Source organism: Streptomyces nojiriensis, from assembly GCF_017639205.1.
In the GTDB taxonomy this organism is placed as follows: Bacteria; Actinomycetota; Actinomycetes; order Streptomycetales; family Streptomycetaceae; genus Streptomyces; species Streptomyces nojiriensis.
In genome coordinates, this window is the sequence record NZ_CP071139.1 from 3763721 (window position 1) to 3786600 (window position 22880).

Below are 22880 nucleotides of genomic sequence, written 5' to 3' on the forward strand. Positions count from 1 at the left end.
GCGTCACACCGGCGGGGCGAGCAGCGCCCGCAGCCGCGCGGCGATCCGCACGACGTCGCTCTCGTGCCCGGCGGCCACATCGATGACCAGCGCGTACGCGGCCTCCTGGTCCACGCCGCCCGGGTCGGCCCCGTTCACGGCGAGGAAGGTCGCCGCGGCGAGCCAGGCGGTGCGCTTGTTCCCGTCGACCAGGGGGTGGTTGGTCGCGATGCCGTGGAGCAGCGCGGCGGCCTGCTCGTACGGGTCCTCGTAGGCGGGGGTCCCGAACATGCGGGCGCGGGGCCGGTGCACCGCCGACTCCAGCAGCCCGGGGCCGCGCAGTTCGACGGGCTGGTCCTGGGCCAGGCAGGCGTGCCGGGCCAGGTCGAGGACCTCGGCGAGCGTGAGGTGGCGCACCGGGGCCGTGGGGGCGCTCATGCGCCGAGCCGCTTCAGCAGGGGCGCGTGCCGCTGCGCGAGGCGCAGCGCCTCGGCCCCGACGCGGTCGCGCTCGGCCCGAAGCAGCGCCCGTACGGCGTCCAGCGCGAGCTCCTCGGGCGAGCGGCCCGTCGCGTCGGCGAGGTCGGCGCACTCCGCGCGCTCGGCGTCGGAGAGTCTGATGATCAGCTCGTTCATGGCCGGAACGGTAGTGCGGCGGCCGGTCGTGGCGCAGCCGGATTCTCCGGTGCCCGGCGGGCCCGGGCGGTCACTCTCCGACGGGAACCGCGACCGGAACTTTGGCGGGAACCTTGGCGGGATCCAGCCGGGTCGCCACCCAGGCCCCGACCAGGGCCACGCAGGCCATCGGCAGGAACACCACGGCGAAGGCGGCCGGGTGCGGGGCCGACGCGCCGTCGGTCACGGTGTGCGCGGCCCCCACCGCACCACCGCCCAGTGCGGCGAACGCGGCGCCCCCGCCGGCCAGCAGCACCACGTTCGCCAGCGCGTCCGAGATCTGCAGCGAGGCGGAATTGGCCCCTGCCTCCTCCGGCGCCGACAGCTGGAGCAGCAGCACGCTCGTGGAGCCGATCACCAGGCCCATGCCGAGGCAGCCGACCGCCCAGGCCGGCGCCAGCGTCCACACCGGCACCGACTCGATCAGCACGGCGGGCGCCGCGGCGATGGCCAGCGCCACCAGCACCATCCCGGTCACCATCAGCCGTTCCCGGTACGGCGCCATCCGCCCCTGGGACTGCACCCATGAGCCGCCCGCCCAGGTCACCCCGCCCAGCGCGAGCGAGAACCCGGCCATCGTCGGGCTCAGACCGCGCTGGGTGACCAGCATCAGCGGTACGAACGTCTCCGCCGCGATGAACGACCCGGCGGCGACCCCGCGCAGCAGCACCACGGACGGCAGCCCGCGCCGCGCCAGGTAGGTCCCGCGCGGCAGCAGCCCCCGCACGGCGGGCACGAGCAGCGCGACGCCGGCGATGCCCGGCGCCAGCGACAGCCACCGCAGGTCCTGGGCGGCGTACTGGAGCAGCCCCGCCCCGACCGAGATGCCGAGGGCCAGCCGGATCCGCCGCCGGTCGAAGGCCGCGGGCGGGGCGTCGGGGTCGACGGGCCCGGACGCGGTCCGGCGTATCGCGGGGAGCGCCACCACCAGGGGGACCACCACCAGCGCCGGTATCCCGAGGAAGACCCACCGCCACCCGAGGTGCTCGGTGACCGTCCCGGAGGCCAGCGGTCCGACGATCGAGGGGACCACCCAGCTCGCGGCGAAGGCGGCCATGATCGCGGGCCGCAGCCGCTCCTCGTAGGCCCGGCTGACGACGACGTACAGGGCGACGATGACCAGCCCGCCGCCGAAGCCCTGCACGGCCCGGCCGAGCACGAACACCCACATGACCCCGGCGGTCCCGGAGATCACTAGCCCGGAGGCGAAGGCGGCGATCCCGACGGTCAGCGGCCGCAGCGGCCCCTGCCGGTCGGCCCACTGGCCGGCCAGGACCATGCCGAAGAGGCTGGTGGTGAAGTAGGCGGAGAAGGCGAAGGCGTAGAGCCCGATCCCCTCCAGCTCGCGGGCGGCGACGGGCATGGCCGTGCCGACGGCGGTGGCCTCGAAGGCGATGAGGAAGACGACGGAGATGATCCCGATGCTGAGCGTCCGGTACGCGGGCCCGAGAATCCCGCCCCGGGGCGGGGGCGGGATCGGTGCGGTTCTCTGCGGCACACGGGGTTCAAGGGCGCTCATCGCCCCAGAGTAAGGGGCGTAGCCCAGGATCGTCCCTGTCAATTCGACGGATCCCGCGCTCGTCCCGCAGACCTAGGTCCGCCGGACTGTGAACGCGGCATGGCAGTCGTGTTGCACGGTCCCCGCATCCCTTCCCCGGCCCCGTGGCCCCCCGTAGCGTCATGCACGTCACCACCACACAGCCGTGTGCCCGAGTGGTTGAGGGACTCGCCTGCAAAGCGAGGCACGCGGGTTCAATTCCCGCCACGGCTTCGCGGCGGGCCGTCCAGGGGCAGGCGCACCCCTGGGCGGCCTTCGCCTCTTCCGGGTCCGGGCCGTCCCTTCCGGGTCTCGTACCGACGCTCCGCCCACAACAACCCCGCTCGTACGACCGGTAGCTGACGTACGGTGCCCCGGCGCGGCAGCCGGCGCCGGACCAGTTCGGCGAGGCGCGAGGCCGGCGACTTCCCGGATTCCCCGGGAGTGCCCGCGCGGTACGGGGGGAACCGTTCCTGTTGCGGGCCGGAAGGCGCTGTAGGAATGTGGTGGGTGAAGGGCTGGGGGCTGCCGAATCAGCTGGTCAAAGCGCGGCAGCTGAACCCCGGCCCAGTTCACGGACGACCCCGCGAAACCTGGCGATCTCCAATGCCACGCCTGTCGTGTCGGCGTCAGGGTCGACCTCCGCAGAACTACTCGTACGCCAAACGGGCAGGTGGTCCCATGTCTACGCGCACGTCCCGCACGTCCCGCACGTCCCGTATCTCCGGCAGGTCTCGCACTCTCACGGCCATGGCCCCGATCGTCGCCGCCGTGCTGGCCGGAGGTCTCCTGACGGCTGGTCAGGCCTCAGCGGCACCCATCGTCGGAACGGTGTCCTTCAACGGAAAAGTGACCTGTAAGAACGCGTTCCCGGCCCCCAACAACTCCGTCCCCACGCGGGTATCGCTGGACAGCGATGAGGACGACGGGTCGGGTCCCACCAACAACCCGGTCAACCGCAGGGCGTCGTTCGGCCCCATCAGCATCGACACCCCGTTGGACTCGCCGTTCAGCCTCTCGGTCGAGGTCACGTGCAAGGCACCGGGGAAGCAGCCCCAAACGTTCACCAGGACCGTCCAGCTGGACAGCCTCACCGAAGGCGACACGGTCCCGCTGAACATCAAGTAGGCACCCGCGCCACACCTCGCGCGCCGCCCCGTCAGGCCAACGGTCTGACGGGGCGGCGCGTCTCAGGTGTCGATCACGCCGCCACCGGCCGCTCGCGCCCTCATGCGCCGCACTCGGTCTGCTGCTTGGCGGACTCCAGGAACTTCGTCATGAGCGCGGTGAACAGCGTGCGCGAGGTGCCCGCCTTCACGTGCTCCACGGATCCGCTGAGCCCCAGCTCGAGCTCGAAGGAATCCTTGGACCCCTTGCAGGTCAGGGCGACGCGCGCACCCGTGTCCCACACGATGCCCTTGTCGCCGAGGGGCAGCGGATCCGGCACGGGCGGGTCCGTGGGCGGCCAGACGAAGCTCTGCCCGAGGGGCTGGCGCGTGGCCGTGACGAGGACCCGGCCCCTGCCGTCGACGGCGACGTTGCAGGTGGCCGACCGGCGCGAAGCGGTCAGGCGGGCATCGGCCGGCCCTGACACCTCCACCGTCTCGCCGTAGCCCATCAGGGGCTCCAGGTCGGCTCGGGTGAAGACGCCGAAACAGGTGCGTTCCGGCAGCTGCGGGGCCGCGGACTTCTTGTCCTCGCCGCACCCGGTCAGAGCTGCCACCCCGACCAGCACCGCGGCGAGTGTGCGGGGCCCGATGACGTTGCGCATCAGGAGCCGCCGTTCGACGTGACGACGTGGCCGCGGCCGACCGCGTGGGCGTTCGCCGTCTCCGCCGAGGCCAGCCCGGCGAGGGCGTCGATGCTCCGCTGGTTCATCCCGGTCCCCTCTGCGGCCTTCCGGACCGATTGTTCCGCCGAACGGCCCGCCTCCAGCTGTGCTTGCGTGTAGTCGAGCACGGCCTTGTGGTCGGCCTCCCCGGTCTTCTCCGCCTGGTCCTTCGTGGCCCGCTCGACCACGCCCTCCGTAATGTCCTCCTGGAGCCATTCCACGACGTCTCCGGCGAGCGGCACCATCTCCAGATACTTTCCGCCCGCCGCACTGATGGCCCGGTTGATCCACTTGGCGTTGTCCTCGACGCCCTTGACGTATTCCTCCGCCTTGTGGCCGTTCTCTGCGAACGTTCCCTCGGCCCTGGCCTCGGAAAGGATGCCCGCGATCTGACCACCGGGGTGCACGGCGACCGTGATCGCCGCGTCGATCTCCTCGTACTCGCTCCGGTGCGCGATGACATCGTTGATGAGTGTCGTCGTGAACGCCCGCTGAGCGTTGGTGATGGCGCCGTACGCGTCCGGATCCTGGCCCACCGCTCCGATGAACGCCGCCATGTCGGCCTTGTTGAACTCGGCCATCACGCCGTTGGCCTTGATCATCCCGCTGCCGTTCTCCGCCGCGGCCTGGATGTCCGGCATGTACTCGGCCGCCATCTGGCCGAAGTGCCCGGAGAGGCCGTTCAGCGGGCCGTCCGGTTCCTTCGGGTCCGCGTCGATCAGCTCCGGCTTGTCGCCGATCTTCTCGACGACCCGTTCCATGACGGCCGCCATCTCCTTGGTGTGCGGGACCGGCGGGGCGTCCTCGTCGCCGGGGCCCCGGTGCGAGACCGCGGCCATCAGGGCGTCACCGAGCGCCTGCTGGGCCGGGTGCAGGTCGCCGGCCCGGGTCATGTCGAAGCTGTCCATGTACGGCTTCTTGTCGAGCATGTAGTCGACCATGCCCTGGTCCTTGCCGTGCTGCCCCGAGACCGGCTTGTCGTCCTTCGTGACGATGCCGTCCTTGTTGCTGTCCTCGCGGACCGGTTCGTTGAAGAAGGCCGTCGCCGCGTCCGGGTTGTTGCCCAGCGCCTCCATCAGGCCGGTCAGCGGGTAGAAGCCGCGCCCGTCCCGGCCCTGGCTGAGGACCGTCTCCAGCCCGTACGGGGTGTGGAACTCCCAGGCCCTCGGGTCCTTGCGGTCCATGGCGACCATGTCGCGGCCGACCGAGGTGAGGAACTCCGTGTCGTACTTCCCCTCGCGCAGCAGCGCGCCCAGCGCCTGGTAGCCGTAGATCTGCTGCACGCCGCCGTAGACGGCCATCTCCTTGCGGCCCGCCTTCATCAGCTGGGTCGTCCAGGCCGCGTCGAGGTGGTTGGGGACGTCCTTGTGCGTCGCGAGCCCGAGCATCGCGCCCATGTCGCTCTGGATGTTCGCGACCATCAGCGCGCGGTCCTTGCCCGCCGGTCCCAGGCCCGTCGCGTCGAGGGACATCTTGGAGTACATCTCCAGCGTGCCCTCGGCGCCGATCGTCCGGTAGAAGCCCGTGGCGAACTCGGGGTCCGTACGGTTGTCGTCGAGCAGCTCCTCCAGCTCGCGCAGCGCCTCGACGTTGCGCGCCGTGCCGCCCTCGCCGGTGACCTTTTTCATCAGGTCGGCGGCGCGGGCCGCCTGTTCGGCATCGAGGGTGGTGAACTTCGCTCCGCTGAAGTCGTGTTCGTCCGCGAGGTTCGCCTGGAGGGCCCGGACCAGGGAGTCGTCGGCGTCCTGGGCGTCCTCGACCGCCCGGTTGATCCGGGACTGCCACGCGTTGCGGTTCGTGTTCAGGGTCTGCTGGTAGTCGGGGTCGTGCCGGGCCGCGTTCCGCTCCCCCTCGGTGGGCAGCGGAATGGCGGTGACCCGCCCTTCGGCATCGACCTGGAAGCCGGCCGCCGGGGCCTCCGCGGCGAGCTTCTTCAGCTCGGCCTGGGCGGCCTTGAACGTCGCGTGCGCGTCGGCGAGGAGCTGGTGCATGCCCTTGGCGGCCTTGGCCGCGTCCTCGAACTCCTTGGCCGTCTTGTCGATGAACGGTCGCGCCACTCCTGCGGTGACCCCGCTCCACTCGGCCTTGTCGGACTTCGCCTTCATGCCGTTGCGAGCGGCCTCGGCCATCTCGTCCAGCTTGCCGGCCATCGCCGTCCAGTCGGTGACGGCCGTCTGGAGCTTGTCCAGGGGCGCGTTCATCACGTTCTCGTACGTCAGCATGCGGGCGCCTACTTGAGGTATCTGTCTATCGCGGACGCGGAGAAGTCTGCCTGGAGCTGCTGCTCGTCCTTGGCGTGGGAGGAGAGCGAGTAGTTCAGGCCGTTGGAGATGTTGGCGCAGGCGGCCACGAGGGTCTTCACCTGGCTCTCCCAGACGCTGTTGGCCTTGAGCAGCGCCGCCCCGCTCGCGAAGGCCTCCTTCGTGAGGGCCCCGGCGGCTTCGGCGGTGGCGGTGGCGGCGTGCTTGCCGTCGGTCTGCAGACGCGTGTGCAGCTTGTACGCCTCGGAGCCGATCGCACCGATGTGGTCCTGATTGAGCTCGAGGTCACCGCCCCCGCCACCGCCGCCGGGATCGGCGGGCGCCTGATTGAGGCGCATGGTGACATGGGCGGTGGCGGTGGCGCGAGCCGCCGACCATTCCTCGTCGAACGACATCGCGTGAACTCCCGAAGGCAGGGTGCAGGTCAGATCGGCCCCGGGTCAGCGGTTTCGTCGTACGACGACCACGGCCACGGCTCCACCGATCAGCACGCAGGCTGCCAGACCGAGCCCGATCCAGGGAAGCGCGCTGCCGCTCTTCTTCTCCTCGGCCTGCGCCGCGGGCGTAGACGCGGCCGCCCCGGGGGCCTTGCCGTCGGCGGACGCGGAGGGCTTCTTGGCCGCGTCCGCCGCCGCGAGATCGGGCAGCGGGTAGACGTCCGCGGGGCCGGGGTCGCCGGGGGTCTGCAGCGCGATCCAGGGGCGGACCACTCCGTAGCCGATGTAGTCGTTGCGCTCGACGCCGTCGGTGGGCTTGCCGGCGGTGTTCAGCAGGACGCGCAGCACCTGGTTGTTGGTCCACTCAGGGTGGGCGGACCAGAGGAGAGCGGCGGATGCAGAGGCGAGGGCGGAGGAGTCACTCGTGCCGTTGGTCCTACAGACCCCCGTCTTGCTGGTGCACGCCGTAACGATGTCCGCCCCTGGGGCAGCCAAGTCAACCTGCGGACCGTGTTGAGACTCCTTGGTTGGCTTACCCGCGGCGTCCGCCGCACCAACTCCGACGACTCCCGGTGTCGCAGCGGGGTACTCGATCTCGTTGGTCGAATCCCCGCTGTTGCCGACAGAAGCGAAGATCAGCTTGCCCTTCGACAGGGCGTACTTCACCGCCTCGGCACGGTCACGATCATCCTCCGGGCTACCCGACCGTCCCTGAGAAATGTTGATGATCTTGGCATCCGAGTCTGCCGCGTATCGGATGGCGGCGACCTTCGATGGAGCCTTCGCATCCTCCAGGATGTCGGGCACGCGGATTGGGAGAATCTTGACGCCGGGTGCGAGCCCGTATGCGCCGTCACCAGTCGGGTGCTTGCCGGTCCCTGCGATCAGCGCGGAAATGCCGGTGCCGTGACCGTTGTAATCGTTGTCCTTGTCCCCCGGAGCATCGCCGACAGGAAAGACCGTGCCGGGCAGAACTTGCCCCTCGAGTTCCGGGATGCGGTTCACGCCCGTATCGATCACCGCGACGGTGACTCCCTTACCAGTGGCGACCTTCCAAATTTCGTTGGCCTTCATGGCGTCGAGATGCCACTGCCGCGATCGAATCGTGTCCGCGTGGGCCGGGGTCGCTGCGACCCCGGCCAACAGCAGACCCACCAGGGCCGAGGTCGCCTTGCGCATGCGCATCCCGTGCAATGTCCGTTCCGCTCAGTCGATCACCGGCGGGACAACACGACGGCTGCCCTGCCAGGTCTCTTCGTCTTCGGCCAGGTAGTCGGGGCGTTCGCCCCCCTGGTCGTTCCGTCGCTTACCCGGAGTCTGCGTGCCGGCGCCGCCCGCGTGGCCTACGGGCCTCATGCCCGCGCCGCCGCCGGCCCCATTACGGACGAGACCCGAACCGCCCTGGGTGAACGGCTGGCCGCCCACGCCCGGGCGACCGACCGCACCGGTCTGACGCCCTCCGACGACGCCCCCCGGCTCCGAGGCCAGTCGACGTCCGCCCGAGAAGCCTCCCTGGCTGCTGCCGTGGGCGCCACCGCCACCGTGGCCCATACCTCCGCCACCCATGGGACGGCCTGCCTGGGCGCCTTCGCCGATGACCGTACCCCGCGGGATACCCGAGCTGGGGCCGGTGGACGTCACGGGGCGGCCGCCCATGATGCCGCTGTCACGCGGGAGCATGCCGGGCAGGCCACCGCCCTTGCCGAGGGGACCGGGCGTACCCGGGACAGGGACGCCGGGGCCGAAGACACCGGGGAGACCCGGCCCCTTCACCCCGCTGATCGGTGGGACTGCCATGGGCGGCACGAAGGGACCGGGGGTCGGACCGCCGGGGCTCGTGGGCAGCGGACCGCCGGGCGGCGTCGTCACCGGAGGCAGTGTCTGGTTCGGAGGCAGCGTGCCGACGGTGTCGAGGTCCACCTCCACGTCACGGTCGGGAGTCACCGGCGCGGGCAGAGTCGTCGTCGGCACAGTGCTGTCCGGCTCCGGCTGGTGCCCAGGCACCCGGCCCGGTTCGCTCGACGCCACTCCGCCAGCACTGCCGGAGGGCGTGTACGCGGTGCCCGAACTTCCTCCGGCAGACGCAGAGCTCCCCCCACCCGAACGCGCCTCTTCGCCGCTGTCGTAGCGAACGTCCGGAACGAAGTCATTCGGCGGCGGCGGGAACGTCGGGATCGGGGCCTTGTCCATCTCTGTGGACGACTGCTGGTAAGACTGCGCCAGGTTGGTCATCAGACGAATGGCCTCGCGGCGGTCCGCGTCCAGCGTCGACTGCGCCTCCGCGCGGACTTTCGCCGAGTCCGGGTCGTTGTGGTACTTGATGGCCGCCGCGAGGTCCTTGGTCGCGGTCGCGTCGACCGCGGTCATCTTCGTGGCCTCGGTCATCGTCTGGACGACCCAGCCCATCGCCGTCCCGCCCTTGGCGCTGTACTCGCTCAGGCGAAGCGTCGCGTTGCCCGCGCGGCCCACCCACTCCTGGAAGGCGTCGGCACCTTGGCCCTCCCAGCCGGTCACGACGTGGTTCTTGAGCGCCTCACCGATCTTCTTGATGTCCTCGGCGGCCTTCTTCAGCTGGTCAGCCCGTGCCTGGACCGAGGTGGGGTCCAGCGAAGCGATCATGTCGCGCATCTGCTGGTGCGTGAAGCTTTCGAAATCGGTCATGAGTAGCTACCTCCCGCCGTGCTGGTCGACGGAGTCGGAGTCGGAGTCGTGGACGTCGGTGGCTGGTTGGCTTCCTTGAGGCGGCGCTGTTCCTCCGGCCACGGGTCGCGTTCCTCCACGTACGCCGCCTTTGCCTCTTTGGCGATGGCCGCCATGCGCCGCTTGGTCTCCTCGTCCACGCCGGCGTAGTTGTTGCCCGCCGACAGGACCGCGATGCCGAGGGCCTCGATCGTCCCGGCCAGCCCCTTCGAGAGGTTCTGCAGCTGCGTGACGACCGTGTCGTACGACTTGAACAGCGCGTCGACCTCCGTGAAGCCCTTGCCGAGCTTGCTGGCCGGCAGCTTGCCGTCCGCCAGCTTCTTGTGGTCCGCGTCCGAGCCGGTGAGTTCGTCCAACAGGCCGTCCACCATGCGCTTGTACTCGCTCAGCGAGTCGAACTCGACCCGCAGCGCCGCGTTGGCCGCGCCGTAGGCTGCCCCCGCGAGCGCGCCCATCGGACCCGCCAGCCCCAGCGTGAGGGCTGCTGCCACCTGGCTCGCCCCGTTGTCGTCTGCCACGTTGGCCTCCCCGACTCCCCGTCATCCCCGTGGTCGCGGCGTTTCCGCCGCTCCCCATCCCCGTTCGCACCCGTGTCCGCGCGTACACGTACACCGGTACCGATCACTCTAGCGACCGGCAACGACAGCCCCAAGTCCGGGGTTGCACGTGCAATGTGGGTCACACGGTCACGAGTTGGGCGTACCCACCGCCGCGGACGGCCTGATCGGCAGGCGGTTCACCGGGCGGCCCGTGGCCGCGCGGACCGCCGAGGCCACCGCCGCCGGGGTCGTCACCACGGGGACCGCGCTCGCCGCCTTCGCGCCGAACGGGGCCACCACGTCGCGTTCTTCGACCAGCTTGACGATGCGGACCACCGGGGCGTCCAGCGCCGTCGGCAGGGCGTAGCCCGTCAGGTCGGGGTGGCGGATCAGGCCGGAGACCGTGCGGAGGTTCTCCGTCAGCGCCGCGCCCACGCCCTGGGTGACGCCCGCCTCGATGCGGGCCTCCAGCTGACGGGGGTTCAGGATGCGGCCCACGTCCTGGGCCACCGCGAGTTCGACGACCCGGACCGAGCCCAGTTCGATGTCCACGTCCACCACCGCGCGGATCGCGCAGAAGGCGAGGCCGACGAAGGCGTCGCCCTGGCCGTCCGCGTCCAGGGGTTCCGTGGGGTGGGGGCGGCACTGGGCCGTCGCCCAGAGTTCCTTGCCGGCCATCGCCTCGGCCACCGACATCGAGAACGCGCCGTCGTACGACGTGATGCGGCCGTCCTGGATCTGCAGGAGCTCCGTCGACATGCCCAGTTTGTGCGCCATCGGCTGCAGGAGCTGGGTGCGGACCATCTTGGCCGCACGCTCCACCGCGCCGCCCGACACCCACGTGTGACGTCCGTGCGCCGCCGGGCCGGCCGGCGGCTGGTCGGTGTCCACCGGGGCCATGGCGACCTCGTCGACGCCCAGGACCTCCTGGACGATCTGGCGGGCCAGCGTGGCGAAGCCCTGGCCGGTGTCGACGGCCGCGCAGATGACCGTGGCCGCGCCGCCCACCACCTTCACCGTGGCCGTGGAGACCTCGTCGGTCCCCTCGGCGCCGAGCATGTGGACCATGCCGACGCCGTAGCCCACCCCGCGCCGTACCGCGCCCGGCTCGCCCGCGCCCTCCGGGCCGCCCGGCAGCAGCCACTCGTCCTCCGGGGCGTCCTTGGGCAGGGCGGGCAGTTCGAAGTCGCGGACCGCGCGCAGCAGTTCCGCCACCGGGGCCGGGCAGGTGACCGTCTGGCCCGTCGGGAGGAGGTCTCCCGTGGCCAGGACGTTGCGCATGCGCAGCTCGGCCCCGTCGATGCCGAGGGCGGCGGCGAGCTTGTCCATCTGGCCCTCGTACGCGGCGCACACCTGCATCGCGCCCTCGCCTCGGACGTGGCCCGACGGCGGGTTGTTGGTGCGTACCACCCAGCCCTCGACGAAGGCGTGCGGGACGACGTACGGGCCGCAGGCGAAGGCGACCGCCGCCGCCAGGGACTCGGAGGAGGAGTCGGCGTACGCGCCGCCGTCCATCAGGATCTGTGCCTCGACCTTGACGAGGCGGCCCTCCGCGTCCGCGTGGTGGCGGTAGCGCAGCAGGGTCGGGTGCCGGTGGGTGTGGCCGAGGAAGGACTCCTCGCGGGTGGCGACCAGTTTGACCGGGCAGCCCGTGCGCAGGGCGAGCAGGCCGAGCGGGAGCTGGAAGGCGGCGTCCTCGCGGTCGGCCGTCGCACCCGGCACACCGGTGACGACCACGCGCACCCGGTCCGGATCCAGTCCGAAGCAGGCGGCGGCCAGGTCGCGGTCGGTGTGCGGGTCGGTGGACGCGGTGTAGAGCTCCACGCCGCCGTCGGGGCGCGGCACGGCCAGTCCGGCCTCGGCGCCGATGGGGGCGGGGTCCTGGCGGCCGATCCGGTACAGGCCCTCGACGACCACGTCGCCGGTGGCCTCCGGGTCGCCGTAGCGGAGCGGGATGTGCCGGATCAGGTTGCCGTCGGGGTGCAGTGCGGGGGCGCCGAAGGACTGCTCGGGGTCGGTGACCGGGTCGAGGAGCTCGTACTCGACCGCGATCGCGGCGGCGGCGAGCCGTGCGGTGTCCGGGTGGTCGGCGGCGACGGCGGCGATGGGCTCGCCGTGGTGGCGCACGACGTCGTGCGCGAACACCGGCCGGTCGGCGATCCGGCGGCCGTGCGTGGTGGCGCCGGGCACGTCGGCGTGGGTGACGACGGCGCGGACGCCGGGCATCTCGGCGGCGGCCGTGGTGTCGATGGAGAGGATCCGGGCGTGGGCGTGCGGGGAGCGCAGCACGGCGGCCCACAGGAGGCCCTCGGCCCACAGGTCGGCGGCGTAGGGGAAGGTGCCCTCGGTCTTGGCGCGGGTGTCCGCGGCCGGGACGGAGGCGCCGATCCCGCGCGGGACCTGCTGTTCGGAGGCCTCAGCACCCGGGGCGGCCATGGCCGTCACCGTGGTGTTGACCGTTGTCGTCGCCGTCGCCGCGTCCTGCCCGCTCACGCCGTGCCTCCGTGGTGGATGCCGCCCTCGCCGGGCGCTGCCTGGTGCGGGATGCGCGGCTCCGCCGCGCCTGCGCCCGGGGCCGCGGGCTCCGCGGCCGCCGCCTCGCGCTCGGCCACGACCTCGCGCACGGCGTCGACGACCCCCGCGTAGCCGGAGCAGCGGCAGAGGTTGCCGCACAGGGCCTGACGGGTCTCCAGCTCGCTGGGGGCGTGATTGCCCTCCAGCAGGTCGTGGATGGTCATGGCCATGCCGGGTACGCAGAACCCGCACTGCACCGCACCCGACCTGCACAACGCCTGCTGGACGTCCGAAAGTTCCCCGTCCGTCGCGAGACCCTCGACGGTGCGGACCTCGCTGCCGGCGGCCGTGGCGGCCGGTACCAGGCAGGAGGCGACGAGCCTGCCGTCGACCTGCACGGCGCAGGCGCCGCATTCGCCCTGCGAGCAGCCGTCCTTGGCGCCCGCGAGGCCGAGCCGCTCGCGCAGCACGTACAGGAGGGATTCGCCGATCCAGGCGCCGGTGACGGGCCGGTCGGCGCCGTTGACGCGCAGGACGTAGGAGGCCGACGGGTGCTCGTGATGGGCGGCGGGCCCGGCGGCCGCTTCTTCCTCGTACGTCGCCACCTCGGGCGGGAGACCTTCGCCGGTTCCCTCGGGCGGGAGTGCGCCCTCGCTGTCGGCGGTGTCCGCGTGCGGCGTGAGGTCGCTCGGGGGCTCCTGCGCGGCCGGCCCGTCCCCGGTCCCGGGGTCGGGCTCCACGGCGGCCGGCTCCGCCTCGTGCGCGGGCTCGTGCGCGGCCTCGGGGCCGGGCTCCGGCGCGTGGCCGAACGCGGTGAAGCCGTGGCCGTCGGTGCGGTCGGTGCCGGCGGGCTGCGCGGGCTCGGCGGCCGGCGCCTGGAGGCGCACCCCGCCGAAGAGATCCAGCCCGGTGTCGGCCACCGCCGGCCGCTCGGCGGCGACGGAGGCTTCGGGAGCGGCCGGCTCGGGGTACCCGGTCTGCTCCGCGTACCCGGCGTACTCGCCCTGGACCGTGTGCCCCGTGTACTCGCCCTGGACCGCGTACTCGCCCCGGACCGCGTGGTCGGCGGCCCGGGCGCCCTCGGCCTGCTCCGCGGCCGGGCCGTGCGCGGCCTCGATGTCGTGCGGGGCCTGGTGCACCGGCTCGCCCTCGGGCAGGGCGGTGCCCACCCCGGGCCCGCCCAGCACCCGCGGCCCGCGCCCCGCGGCGCCCACTCCGGGCCCGCCGAGCAGTCGCCCGGCGGCATGCCCGGTCGCGGCGGCGGCGGCCGAAGCGGCGGCGGCCTCGTCCGTGCCGGGCAGCACACCGGCGGCACCGGCGGCGTCCGCGTCGGGGGTCCCGGCCGGCTGCTGCGTCAGGTACGCCCACGGCGCCGGGGCGCCGCCCGGCAGCGTCGCCGGGGCCTGGCTCCAGTCGGCGTCCAGCCGGCCCGGCCGGTAGTCGTTCGACTGCTCGGGGAATTCGGAGAACTCGGGCACGGCCCACTGCCCGGTCGCCGAACCGGCCTGCTCGGGCTCGTGCGCCGCTTCCGGGAACCGCCACTCGGCCGTCGCGCTCGGATCGGTCACCGGCAGCTCCGGCTCCGGCTCCGGCTCGGCGAACGCCGCCGCGACCGACGCCGGGATCGGGATCGACGCCGGGATCGGCCCGCCCACGGACCCGGAGCCCGGGCCCTGACCGGCGCCCTGGCCCGCACCGGCACCAGCGCCACCCGACGGATCGGCCTGCGCCGGGCCGCCCGCCTCCGGCCACTGCACCGGAATCGCCCACGTCCCGGTCGCCGCCGGATCCGTGGTCGCCGAGCCGAGCGGCACGATCATCGGCGGCGGCACGTAGCCGTGCCCGGGCGCCGCGAGCGGCTCCCCGGTGCCGAGCGCGTCCAGCATGTCCTGCGGCAGTTTCACGAAGGCCGTGGCGTCCGAGTCGTACTCGCCGCCCTGCGGGACCGGTTCCCAGCCCCAGCCCGCCGTGCCGTTCCCCTGGGTCACGTTCTCGTTCTCGTTCTCGCTCATGAGGTCAGCGCCCTCCCCAGGGCCCTGCGCGCCAGCACGGCCACCGTCCGCCGCAGATGCAGTACTCCGGGAGCCACCGGCTCGCCCTGGTCGGGCACGCACGCGGCCGCGACGTACTCGCCGAAGGCCTCCAGCGCCTCGGGGGCCAGGGTCCGCCCGCCGTCCCAGTCGATCAGCGAGGCCACCCACTGCTCGGCTTCCAGCGGCCGCAGCGGCATCGGCGCGACCGCTCCGATGGCGCAGCGCACGCCCCGGCGCGCGGGGTCCAGGACGAGCCCCACGGACGCCACGGCACGACCGGGCCCGGTACGGCCCGTGGCCTTCAGGAACACTTGCGGCGCGTGCAGCAGCGGCACCCGCACGAAGCCGATCAGCTCACCGGGCCGCAGCATCTCCCGCCCGGCCAGCAGGTACGACACCGGGATCTCCCGCTGTCCGACCGGGCCGACGATGACGAGTACGGCCTCCAGCGCGGCCAGCACGGGCAGTGCGTCACCCGTGGGCGCGGCGGTGGCGATGTTGCCGCCGAGGGTGCCCGCGTTGCGGATCTGCGGGGGCCCGGCGGCCCGGGCCGCGGCCGCGAGCGCGGGGATCAGAGCGGCGAAATCCGGCCGTCCCATCCGGGCGTGCGTGAGGCCCGCACCGAGCAGCGCGTGGCCGTCCTGGTACTGCCAGCCGCGGATCTCGTTGATCCGGCCCAGGCCCACCAGTGCGGCGGGCCGCAGCAGCCCGGCGTTGACGGCGGCCATCAGGTCGGTGCCGCCGGCGACCGGAACGGCGGCGGGCATGGCGGTGAGCGCCGCCACGGCCTCGTCGAGCGAGGCCGGCAGCGTCACGGACTGCGCCGCCTGCGGGCCCTGCGGCCCCTGAGGTGAATCCAGTGCGTGCGGTGCGTGCGTGGTCAACCCAGCTGCCCCTTCCCGATGTCCCGGTTCCGGCGCTCACGCCTGTTCCGCCGTACGGTACGTGCTCACCGCCGGGACGTGGCAACTCTGGCACATCTTCCGGGCCGCCCGGCGCGAGGGTCCGCCCCCTGCGGCCGTCCCCGGGCGCGGTGCCCCGTACGGGCCGTACGGCCCTGTCGCACCGCCTTCGACGGCGCTCCTCCCTGATTGCCCGATTTTCCCTGTATGCAGGGAAAATGAGGCAGAGTTCCCCTGTCGTTCCCTTTCGCTTCCGGTCGGCGCCGCCATCCACTTGTCACACGTTCGGGGGCGCGCCCTCGATCGGTCGCCCCGGCACCCCGGGCCGCCGCTGCCGTGGCAACGGCCCGCCCGGCGGCCGGTAATCGACCCCCTGCGCGGCCAACCGCGCGTAGTGCGCGCCCATCCGCTCCTCGAACCACGCGAAGTCGCGCTCCGCGGGTTCCGGCTGCCACGACCACACCACCTCGGCGAAGGCCGCCAGCCGCGGGAACACCTGGTAGTCGACCCGGCCCTGGTTCTCCATCACCTCGGTCCAGACGTTGGCCTGCGCACCCAGCACGTGGGCGGCGGCCTCCGGCGACAGCTTCGGCGGCACCGGCTCGAAGCGGTAGACGTCCTCCAGCGAACGCACGTACCCGATGGGCATCGGCTCGTCCGCCCCGCCCGCCTGCCGGTGGTCCAGGTACACCTGCTGCTCGGGGCACATGACCACGTCGTGCCCGGCCTCGGCGGCGGCGATCCCGCCCGCGTAGCCGCGCCACGAGGACACCGCGGCGCCGTCCGCGAGCCCGCCCTCCAGGATCTCGTCCCAGCCGATCAGCCGCCGCCCGCGCGCGGCGAGCCAGCCGTCGAAGTGCCGGACGAACCACGCCTGCAGCCCGTCCTCCCCGGCCACGCCCAGCTCGCGGATCCGCTCCTGGGCGACGGCGGAGGCCTTCCACTGCGCCTTGGGGCACTCGTCCCCGCCCACGTGCACGAAGGGTGAGACCTCGACCGGGAACAGCTCAAGCAGCTCCTCGAAGACCCCCTCGTAGAACCGCAGCACCGCCTCGGTCGGCGCGAGCACGTTCTCGGTGATCCCCCAGTCGTCCCACACCCCGAGCGCGGCGGTGTCGACCACGTCGGTGTTGCCCAGCTCCGGGTACGCGGCGATGGCGGCCTGCGAATGCCCCGGCACGTCGATCTCCGGGACCACCCGGACGTGCCGCTCGGCGGCGTACGCGACGATCTCGCGGATGTCGTCCTGCGTGTAGTACCCGCCGTGCGGGGTCTCGTTCCACAGCGGCGAGGCCCGGTGGCCCCAGCGGCTGCGCGGGCGCCACCCGCCGACCTCGGTCAGCCGCGGGTGGCGCCGGATCTCGATCCGCCAGCCCTGGTCGTCGGTGAGGTGCAGGTGCAGGACGTTGAGCTTGTGCGCGGCGAGCAGGTCGATGTAGCGCAGCACGCCGTCCTTGGGCATGAAGTGCCGGGCCACGTCCAGCATCATCCCGCGCCAGCCGAACCGCGGGGCGTCCGCGACGGAGGCGTACGGCAGGCTCCACGCACGGCCGGGCAGCGGCGCCTTGCGGTACGCGTCGGGCCCCAGCAGCTGACGCAGCGTCTGGGCGCCCCAGAAGAGGCCGGCCGCCGTCGCTCCCGTCAGCTCGGCCCCGTCCGGGCCGATCTCGATGCGGTACGCCTCCGGCCCCTGGCCCGCGGCGCCCTCCGGGTCGACGCGCAGCCGCAGCTCGGCGGTCGCGCCGGCCCCGGCGGCGGGCAGCTCCCAGCCGGTGGCCGCACCCAGTTCGCGCCGCAGCCAGCGCGCGACCGCCGCGGCGCCCGGCCCGGCGTCCAGGGCGGGCGCTGACCCGAACGCGAAGCGGCGCCCGCCCTCGTCGAGGAGTACGACCTGGGGTGCGGGGATCAGGTCCATGCGTCAGCCCTTCACGACTGCGTGCGCGTGTTGCGTCCTGCGCAACGATCGTTCCGCAGGACGCTCGTCGCGCCGACCCTAGTGCCCTGCGCGGGCACGGCAAAGACCCCCGGACGCGCTCGTGCGCACCGGGGGCCTCGGTCCTGCGAAATCCCGTGAAGTCCCGCGAAGCCCCACGAAAGAGGGGCCGGGAGGGAGGACTACTTGTCCTTGCCGCCCTTGTCCTTGTCCCCGCCGGGGCCCATGGACTCGTAGATCTCCTTGCACATGGGGCAGACCGGGTACTTCTTCGGGTCCCGGCCCGGTACCCAGACCTTGCCGCAGAGCGCGACGACGGGGGTCCCGTCGAGCGCGCTCGCCATGATCTTGTCCTTCTGGACGTAGTGGGCGAAGCGCTCGTGGTCGCCGTCACCGTGCGACACCTGCGGCGTCGGCTCTACGAGGGTCCCCGTGCCAGTCCCGCGCTCGGGCTCAAGAGTGCTCATGGAACCCAGGGTACTTAACCCCGCGCCCGTCAGTTCAGCGACGGGTCGTCCGGATAGGTGGCGACCATCGCGAGCTCGCTGCGCTGGCGGCGCAGCACCGCCCGCCACAGCCGCTCCGGATCCGGGAAGGACACGTCCCCGGGCTCCGATTCGACGACGTACCAGGCGCCCTCGCCGAGCTCCGCCTCCAGCTGGCCCGGGCCCCAGCCGGAGTAGCCCGCGAAGATCCGCAGGCCGCCCAGGGCCGCGGCCAGCAGCTCCGGCGGCGTCTCCAGGTCGACCAGTCCGATCGCCCCGTACACGCGGCGCCAGCCGAGCGGACCCTCCTCGCCCGGGATCACCGCCACGCCCAGGGCCGAGTCCATGGCCACCGGCCCGCCCTGGAAGACGACCCCGGGGGCGCCGGCCAGGGGCGCCCAGGGCAGCAGGACGTCGCCGACGCCCACGGGGGTCGGCCTGTTCAGGACCACGCCGAGGGAGCCCTGCTCGTCGTGGTCGAGCAGCAGCACGACCGCGCGGTCGAAATTCGGGTCCGCGAGGGCGGGGGTGGCCACGAGCAGCCGCCCTGTGAGGGAGGACACCTCGGTCATGCCGCCATGATCCCGCACATCGGCCGATTCCGGGGAGCGGGCGGGAAGATCGGATCGATCGCAGCTCAGGGCGCACGGCAGCAGCGAGGAGCGCGCACGGACGGAGTATGCGGAACGCAACGCTCCGCCATGTGGTGGATACGGAGGGTGTTGTGCCGAATTCATGACAGTCCTACGGCCACGTCGGCCTTACGAACAAGGGGGTGGTGGCCCTTACCCTTTTCCCTGGCCCCCTGCCCACCCCTCTCCGGAACGCGAGATTCATGACCGGCATCAGTGACGATGTACTGCTTGTCCACGGCGGTACCCCGCTCGAGGGCGAGATCCGTGTCCGTGGTGCGAAGAACCTCGTGCCCAAGGCCATGGTCGCCGCTCTGCTCGGCAGCGAACCCAGCCGGCTGCGCAACGTTCCCGACATCCGTGACGTGCGCGTCGTCCGCGGGCTGCTCCAGCTGCACGGGGTGACGGTCCGTCCCGGCGAGGAGCCGGGCGAACTCGTCCTCGACCCCACCCACGTCGAGAGCGCGAACGTCGCCGACATCGACGCCCACGCGGGCTCCTCGCGCATCCCGATCCTGTTCTGCGGCCCGCTGCTGCACCGGCTCGGCCACGCCTTCATTCCGGGCCTGGGCGGCTGCGACATCGGCGGCCGGCCGATCGACTTCCACTTCGACGTGCTCCGCCAGTTCGGCGCGACCATCGAGAAGCGCGAGGGCGGCCAGTACCTGGAAGCCCCGCAGCGCCTGCGCGGCTGCAAGATCCGCCTCCCCTACCCGTCGGTCGGCTCGACCGAGCAGGTGCTGCTGACGGCCGTCCTGGCCGAGGGCGTCACCGAGCTCAGCAACGCCGCGGTGGAGCCGGAGATCGAGGACCTCATCTGCGTCCTGCAGAAGATGGGCGCGATCATCTCCGTCGACACCGACCGGACCATCCGGATCACGGGCGTCGACCGCCTCGGCGGCTACAACCACAAGGCCCTCCCGGACCGCCTGGAAGCCGCCTCCTGGGCTTCCGCGGCGCTCGCCACCGGCGGCAACATCTACGTGCGCGGCGCCCAGCAGCGCTCGATGATGACGTTCCTGAACACCTTCCGCCGCGTCGGCGGGGCGTTCGAGATCGACGACGACGGCATCCGCTTCTGGCACCCGGGCGGCCCGCTCAACGCCATCGCGCTGGAGACGGACGTCCACCCCGGCTTCCAGACCGACTGGCAGCAGCCGCTCGTCGTGGCGCTCACGCAGGCCTCCGGCCTGTCGATCGTCCACGAGACGGTGTACGAGTCCCGGCTCGGCTTCACCTCGGCGCTCAACCAGATGGGTGCTCACATCCAGCTGTACCGCGAGTGCCTGGGCGGCAGCGCCTGCCGCTTCGGCCAGCGCAACTTCCTGCACTCGGCGGTCGTCTCCGGCCCCACCAAGCTGCAGGGCGCCGACCTGGTCATCCCCGACCTGCGCGGCGGATTCTCGTACCTGATCGCGGCCCTGGCCGCCGAGGGCACCTCGCGGGTCCACGGCATCGACCTGATCAACCGCGGCTACGAGAACTTCATGGAGAAGCTCGTGGAACTCGGCGCGAAGGTCGAACTCCCGGGCGGGGAGCTCGTCTGAGCCGTACCCGGACATCCGGACGTACGCAGAAAGCCCCTCGGGCTCCCACAGGGCCCGGGGGGCTTTCCCGTACCTCCCGTACCCCGGCCGGGTCCGCGGTTCCGGCCTCGGCCCGCGGGCCGCGGGCCGCGGCAAAGGGCCCGCCGAGGCCCGCGAAGCCCCGTACGGAGCCGAACGGCGGCCCGGTGGGACGTGCCAGTGGCATACCTGGGCCCCGCCAGGCCCCTGACGGGCCCTCACAGGGCCTGCCAGGCCCGCCGGGCGGCCCGGGGGCGGCCCCGGGCCCGTCCGGGCCCACCGGCCCGCGTCCGGCCCCGGACAGACCGAAGGGCGGCCACCCCGCCCGGGGGTGACCGCCCATCGTCGTTCTGCGTACTACTGCCGTTCCAAAGGCCTGTGCGGCCCTCGGCGCCGGGGCAGGACTTACTTGCCCTTGGCGGCTTCCTTGAGCTTGGAGCCCGCGGAGACCTTCACGCTGTAGCCGGCCGGGATCTGGATGGGGTCGCCGGTCTGCGGGTTGCGCGCGGTGCGAGCGGCACGGTGGGTGCGCTCGAAGGTCAGGAAGCCGGGGATGGTGACCTTCTCGTCGCCCTTGGCGACAATCTCGCCGACGGTCTCGGCGAGCGCGGCCAGAACGGCGTCGGCGTCCTTGCGGGTCACCTCGGCGCGCTCGGACAGAGCGGCCACCAGCTCACTGCGGTTCATGTTGTACTCCCGTGTTCAACTTGCCTTAGAGGCGTGAGATCGAAGCCGATGCTGCCAGGGCCCTAGGACAGTCCCCGGACCCGGGTCTGAACGTCAGACCCTCTCGCCCGGTTACGCATCCTGCCCCCACCAGCGGCGGGAAAGCCAATCCGGCACCCGTCGGGGTCACACGAAAAGCGCCACAGTCACGCCGCGGTGACGCTCCGTCCACGCCTTCGCCCACACGCCACCGCGGACCGCGGACCCCGCGGGCATCCCCGCAAACCCTAGAGGCGGCGCGTCGGGCCCGCATCTCGCGACGCGCCGGGATCGGAGCGCCGTGAGGGCCGTCACAGCAGGGCTCAGACCCCCGAGGCCGCCTTGCGGACGGCGCCCGCGACCGCGCCCGCGACCTTGTCGTTGAACACCGACGGGATGATGTAGTTCGCGTTCAACTCGTCCTCGCCCACGACGTCCGCCAGCGCGCTCGCGGCGGCCAGCATCATCTCCGTGTTCACGGTGCGGGACTGAGCGTCCAGCAGACCGCGGAAGACGCCCGGGAAGACCAGCACGTTGTTGATCTGGTTCGGGAAGTCGGAGCGGCCCGTGGCCACGACGGCGGCGGTCTGGCGGGCGACGGCCGGGTCCACCTCGGGGTCCGGGTTCGCGAGCGCGAACACGATCGCGCCTTCCGCCATGGCCGCGACGTCCTCGCCGGACAGCACGTTCGGGGCCGAGACGCCGATGAACACGTCGGCGCCGACCACGGCTTCCTTCAGCGTGCCCGTGTAGCCCTCGGGGTTGGTGTTGTCGGCGATCCAGCGCAGCGGGGAGTCCGCGGCCGCGTCGACGAGGTCGGGGCGGTCCGCGTGCACGACGCCGTGGATGTCGGCGCTCACCGCGTTCTTGACGCCCGCCGCGAGGAGCAGCTTGAGGATGGCGGTACCGGCCGCGCCGGCGCCCGACATGACGACCTTGACATCGCCAACTGCCTTGCCCACCACGCGCAGTGCGTTGGTGAGCGCCGCGAGCACGACGATCGCGGTGCCGTGCTGGTCGTCGTGGAAGACGGGGATGTCGAGGGCCTCGCGCAGCCGGGCCTCGATCTCGAAGCAGCGCGGCGCGGAGATGTCCTCCAGGTTGATGCCCGCGAAGCCGGGGGCGATGGCCTTGACGGCGGCCACGATCTCGTCGGGGTCCTGGGTGTCCAGGCAGATCGGCCAGGCGTCGATGTCGGCGAAGCGCTTGAAGAGGGCCGCCTTGCCCTCCATGACCGGCATGGCGGCCATGGGGCCGATGTTGCCCAGGCCCAGCACGGCGGAGCCGTCGGTCACGACTGCGACGGTGTTGCGCTTGATGGTGAGGCGGCGCGCGTCCTCGGGGTTCTCGGCGATCGCCATGCACACGCGGGCCACGCCCGGGGTGTAGATCATGGAGAGGTCGTCACGGTTGCGGATGGGGTGCTTGGACGCCATCTCGATCTTGCCGCCGAGGTGCATCAGGAAGGTGCGGTCGGAGACCTTGCCGAGGCTGACGCCCTCGATGCCGCGCAGCTTCTCGACGATCTCGTCCGCGTGCGCGGTGGAGGTCGCGGCGATGGTGACGTCGATCCGGAGCTTCTCGTGGCCGGATGCGGTCACGTCGAGACCGGTGACCGATCCGCCGGAGGACTCCACGGCGGTGGTGAGCTGGGAGACCGCGGTTCCGCTCGCGGGCACTTCCAGACGGACCGTCATCGAATACGAGACGCTGGGCGCCGTTGCCATGGCCGTGTTCCTCTTCTGTCCCTGGTTCGCTGTAACACACAGAGCCCCGCTGCACAGCAGGTGCGGCAGGACCTGTTGTCCGATCGTCCCACCTACCAGCCAGTACAAGGTAACCAGCTACAAAATTCGGAAAGACTCTTCCACCATACGAGATACCCGGGACGTTCGGAATGGTGGGGTCATACGAAACAGGTCCGCGCCCCCCACAGGTGGGGGACGCGGACCTGGTGATTCGTACGTCTATGACACCGACCCGCCATGCTCGCCTCGCGGCAAGTGGTCGCTCTGAGCGACGAAGGTTGGGCCCGGGGGCTTGGATCGAGTCGGTGCCGTACCCAGGCTAACAAAGGATCGCCGAAAGTGATCCCCCTGCTCTCGCTCGTATCCGGGCACCACGCTCCTGGCCGCGGACCATCCGGCCGTACG

At 72.2% G+C, this 22880-nt stretch carries 19 protein-coding genes and 1 tRNA gene; 3 read left to right on the top strand and 17 right to left on the bottom strand.

Annotated elements, in window-relative coordinates; genetic code table 11:
• Window positions 1-3: 3 nt before the first annotated feature.
• The 3 genes from JYK04_RS17535 to JYK04_RS17545 form a co-directional block, all read right to left on the bottom strand.
• A complete protein-coding gene (locus JYK04_RS17535; protein WP_189747276.1) occupies window positions 4-417 on the bottom strand; it encodes a type II toxin-antitoxin system death-on-curing family toxin in 414 nt (137 codons plus the stop codon).
• Complete coding sequence (locus JYK04_RS17540) at window positions 414-614, bottom strand: hypothetical protein (RefSeq protein WP_189747278.1); 201 nt, start codon at window positions 612-614, stop codon at window positions 414-416. Before JYK04_RS17540 ends, JYK04_RS17535 begins: the two co-directional genes overlap by 4 nt.
• Before the next feature lie 70 nt (window positions 615-684).
• Window positions 685-2172, bottom strand: coding sequence for an MFS transporter (locus JYK04_RS17545; protein ID WP_189747279.1), 1488 nt, complete (start codon window positions 2170-2172; stop codon window positions 685-687).
• Window positions 2173-2352: 180 nt separating this feature from the next.
• Between JYK04_RS17545 and JYK04_RS17550 the strand changes: the two genes are divergently transcribed.
• Both JYK04_RS17550 and JYK04_RS17555 read left to right on the top strand, forming a co-directional pair.
• A tRNA-Cys gene (locus JYK04_RS17550) sits at window positions 2353-2424 on the top strand.
• A 516-nt stretch (window positions 2425-2940) separates the two neighbouring features.
• A complete protein-coding gene (locus JYK04_RS17555) occupies window positions 2941-3318 on the top strand; it encodes a hypothetical protein (protein WP_189747281.1) in 378 nt (125 codons plus the stop codon).
• 100 nt (window positions 3319-3418) lie between these two features.
• Here the strand turns inward: JYK04_RS17555 and JYK04_RS17560 are convergent, their stop codons facing one another.
• The 12 genes from JYK04_RS17560 to JYK04_RS17615 all read right to left on the bottom strand — a co-directional run bounded on the left by JYK04_RS17560 (window position 3419) and on the right by JYK04_RS17615 (window position 18397).
• Window positions 3419-3961: a hypothetical protein gene (locus tag JYK04_RS17560; RefSeq protein ID WP_189747283.1), complete on the bottom strand. Its 543-nt coding sequence runs from the start codon at window positions 3959-3961 to the stop codon at window positions 3419-3421.
• Window positions 3961-6243 (bottom strand): hypothetical protein, encoded by a 2283-nt coding sequence (locus JYK04_RS17565; RefSeq protein WP_189747285.1) that lies wholly within the window; start codon window positions 6241-6243, stop codon window positions 3961-3963. The genes JYK04_RS17560 and JYK04_RS17565 overlap by 1 nt, the downstream gene beginning before the upstream one ends.
• Before the next feature lie 8 nt (window positions 6244-6251).
• Entirely contained in the window at window positions 6252-6677 is a 426-nt protein-coding gene (locus JYK04_RS17570) for a hypothetical protein (protein ID WP_189747287.1), read from the bottom strand.
• Window positions 6678-6722: 45 nt separating this feature from the next.
• Window positions 6723-7904: a type VII secretion-associated serine protease mycosin gene (mycP, locus tag JYK04_RS17575; RefSeq protein ID WP_189747289.1), complete on the bottom strand. Its 1182-nt coding sequence runs from the start codon at window positions 7902-7904 to the stop codon at window positions 6723-6725.
• 21 nt (window positions 7905-7925) lie between these two features.
• Window positions 7926-9380 (bottom strand): WXG100 family type VII secretion target, encoded by a 1455-nt coding sequence (locus JYK04_RS17580; RefSeq protein ID WP_189747291.1) that lies wholly within the window; start codon window positions 9378-9380, stop codon window positions 7926-7928.
• A complete protein-coding gene (locus JYK04_RS17585; RefSeq protein WP_229876893.1) occupies window positions 9377-9937 on the bottom strand; it encodes a hypothetical protein in 561 nt (186 codons plus the stop codon). The genes JYK04_RS17580 and JYK04_RS17585 overlap by 4 nt, the downstream gene beginning before the upstream one ends.
• A 168-nt stretch (window positions 9938-10105) precedes the next feature.
• On the bottom strand, window positions 10106-12394 hold the full coding sequence (locus JYK04_RS17590) for a xanthine dehydrogenase family protein molybdopterin-binding subunit (RefSeq protein ID WP_189747379.1): 2289 nt from the start codon (window positions 12392-12394) through the stop codon (window positions 10106-10108).
• Between the two features lie 53 nt (window positions 12395-12447).
• A complete protein-coding gene (locus tag JYK04_RS17595; RefSeq protein ID WP_189747292.1) occupies window positions 12448-14484 on the bottom strand; it encodes a 2Fe-2S iron-sulfur cluster-binding protein in 2037 nt (678 codons plus the stop codon).
• On the bottom strand, window positions 14481-15365 hold the full coding sequence (locus JYK04_RS17600; RefSeq protein ID WP_189747381.1) for an FAD binding domain-containing protein: 885 nt from the start codon (window positions 15363-15365) through the stop codon (window positions 14481-14483). The genes JYK04_RS17595 and JYK04_RS17600 overlap by 4 nt, the downstream gene beginning before the upstream one ends.
• 319 nt (window positions 15366-15684) lie before the next feature.
• Window positions 15685-17322 carry a beta-N-acetylhexosaminidase gene (locus JYK04_RS17605; protein ID WP_189747294.1) on the bottom strand — a complete coding sequence of 546 codons (1638 nt, stop codon included), beginning with the start codon at window positions 17320-17322 and terminating at the stop codon, window positions 15685-15687.
• 200 nt (window positions 17323-17522) lie between these two features.
• The gene (locus JYK04_RS17610) at window positions 17523-17807 is read right to left on the bottom strand and encodes a DUF3039 domain-containing protein (protein ID WP_030010729.1); all 285 of its coding nucleotides are present in this window, start codon (window positions 17805-17807) and stop codon (window positions 17523-17525) included.
• 29 nt (window positions 17808-17836) lie between these two features.
• Window positions 17837-18397, bottom strand: coding sequence for a YqgE/AlgH family protein (locus tag JYK04_RS17615; protein ID WP_189747296.1), 561 nt, complete (start codon window positions 18395-18397; stop codon window positions 17837-17839).
• Between the two features lie 263 nt (window positions 18398-18660).
• Between JYK04_RS17615 and murA the strand changes: the two genes are divergently transcribed.
• Window positions 18661-20004 (top strand): UDP-N-acetylglucosamine 1-carboxyvinyltransferase, encoded by a 1344-nt coding sequence (murA, locus tag JYK04_RS17620; protein WP_150257633.1) that lies wholly within the window; start codon window positions 18661-18663, stop codon window positions 20002-20004.
• Window positions 20005-20427: 423 nt separating this feature from the next.
• On the opposite strand, the gene JYK04_RS17625 is transcribed toward murA, so the two are convergent.
• Together JYK04_RS17625 and JYK04_RS17630 are read right to left on the bottom strand one after the other, a co-directional pair.
• Window positions 20428-20709: an HU family DNA-binding protein gene (locus tag JYK04_RS17625; RefSeq protein WP_007264399.1), complete on the bottom strand. Its 282-nt coding sequence runs from the start codon at window positions 20707-20709 to the stop codon at window positions 20428-20430.
• Window positions 20710-21050: 341 nt separating this feature from the next.
• The gene (locus tag JYK04_RS17630; RefSeq protein ID WP_150257634.1) at window positions 21051-22454 is read right to left on the bottom strand and encodes an NAD-dependent malic enzyme; all 1404 of its coding nucleotides are present in this window, start codon (window positions 22452-22454) and stop codon (window positions 21051-21053) included.
• Between the last annotated feature and the right edge of the window lie 426 nt (window positions 22455-22880).

What these genes read in the sequence shown, in the direction of transcription:
- JYK04_RS17610 (WP_030010729.1), bottom strand. Translation starts at nt 17,807, where the DNA reads ATGAGCACTCTTGAGCCCGAGCGCGGGACTGGCACGGGGACCCTCGTA.
- JYK04_RS17615 (WP_189747296.1), bottom strand. Translation starts at nt 18,397, where the DNA reads ATGACCGAGGTGTCCTCCCTCACAGGGCGGCTGCTCGTGGCCACCCCC.
- JYK04_RS17580 (WP_189747291.1), bottom strand. Translation starts at nt 9,380, where the DNA reads ATGACCGATTTCGAAAGCTTCACGCACCAGCAGATGCGCGACATGATC.
- murA (WP_150257633.1), top strand. Translation starts at nt 18,661, where the DNA reads ATGACCGGCATCAGTGACGATGTACTGCTTGTCCACGGCGGTACCCCG.
- JYK04_RS17630 (WP_150257634.1), bottom strand. Translation starts at nt 22,454, where the DNA reads ATGGCAACGGCGCCCAGCGTCTCGTATTCGATGACGGTCCGTCTGGAA.
- JYK04_RS17560 (WP_189747283.1), bottom strand. Translation starts at nt 3,961, where the DNA reads ATGCGCAACGTCATCGGGCCCCGCACACTCGCCGCGGTGCTGGTCGGG.
- JYK04_RS17605 (WP_189747294.1), bottom strand. Translation starts at nt 17,322, where the DNA reads ATGGACCTGATCCCCGCACCCCAGGTCGTACTCCTCGACGAGGGCGGG.
- JYK04_RS17590 (WP_189747379.1), bottom strand. Translation starts at nt 12,394, where the DNA reads ATGGCCGCCCCGGGTGCTGAGGCCTCCGAACAGCAGGTCCCGCGCGGG.
- JYK04_RS17540 (WP_189747278.1), bottom strand. Translation starts at nt 614, where the DNA reads ATGAACGAGCTGATCATCAGACTCTCCGACGCCGAGCGCGCGGAGTGC.
- JYK04_RS17565 (WP_189747285.1), bottom strand. Translation starts at nt 6,243, where the DNA reads ATGCTGACGTACGAGAACGTGATGAACGCGCCCCTGGACAAGCTCCAG.
- JYK04_RS17595 (WP_189747292.1), bottom strand. Translation starts at nt 14,484, where the DNA reads ATGAGCGAGAACGAGAACGAGAACGTGACCCAGGGGAACGGCACGGCG.
- JYK04_RS17545 (WP_189747279.1), bottom strand. Translation starts at nt 2,172, where the DNA reads ATGAGCGCCCTTGAACCCCGTGTGCCGCAGAGAACCGCACCGATCCCG.
- JYK04_RS17555 (WP_189747281.1), top strand. Translation starts at nt 2,941, where the DNA reads ATGGCCCCGATCGTCGCCGCCGTGCTGGCCGGAGGTCTCCTGACGGCT.
- JYK04_RS17625 (WP_007264399.1), bottom strand. Translation starts at nt 20,709, where the DNA reads ATGAACCGCAGTGAGCTGGTGGCCGCTCTGTCCGAGCGCGCCGAGGTG.
- mycP (WP_189747289.1), bottom strand. Translation starts at nt 7,904, where the DNA reads ATGCGCATGCGCAAGGCGACCTCGGCCCTGGTGGGTCTGCTGTTGGCC.
- JYK04_RS17570 (WP_189747287.1), bottom strand. Translation starts at nt 6,677, where the DNA reads ATGTCGTTCGACGAGGAATGGTCGGCGGCTCGCGCCACCGCCACCGCC.
- JYK04_RS17535 (WP_189747276.1), bottom strand. Translation starts at nt 417, where the DNA reads ATGAGCGCCCCCACGGCCCCGGTGCGCCACCTCACGCTCGCCGAGGTC.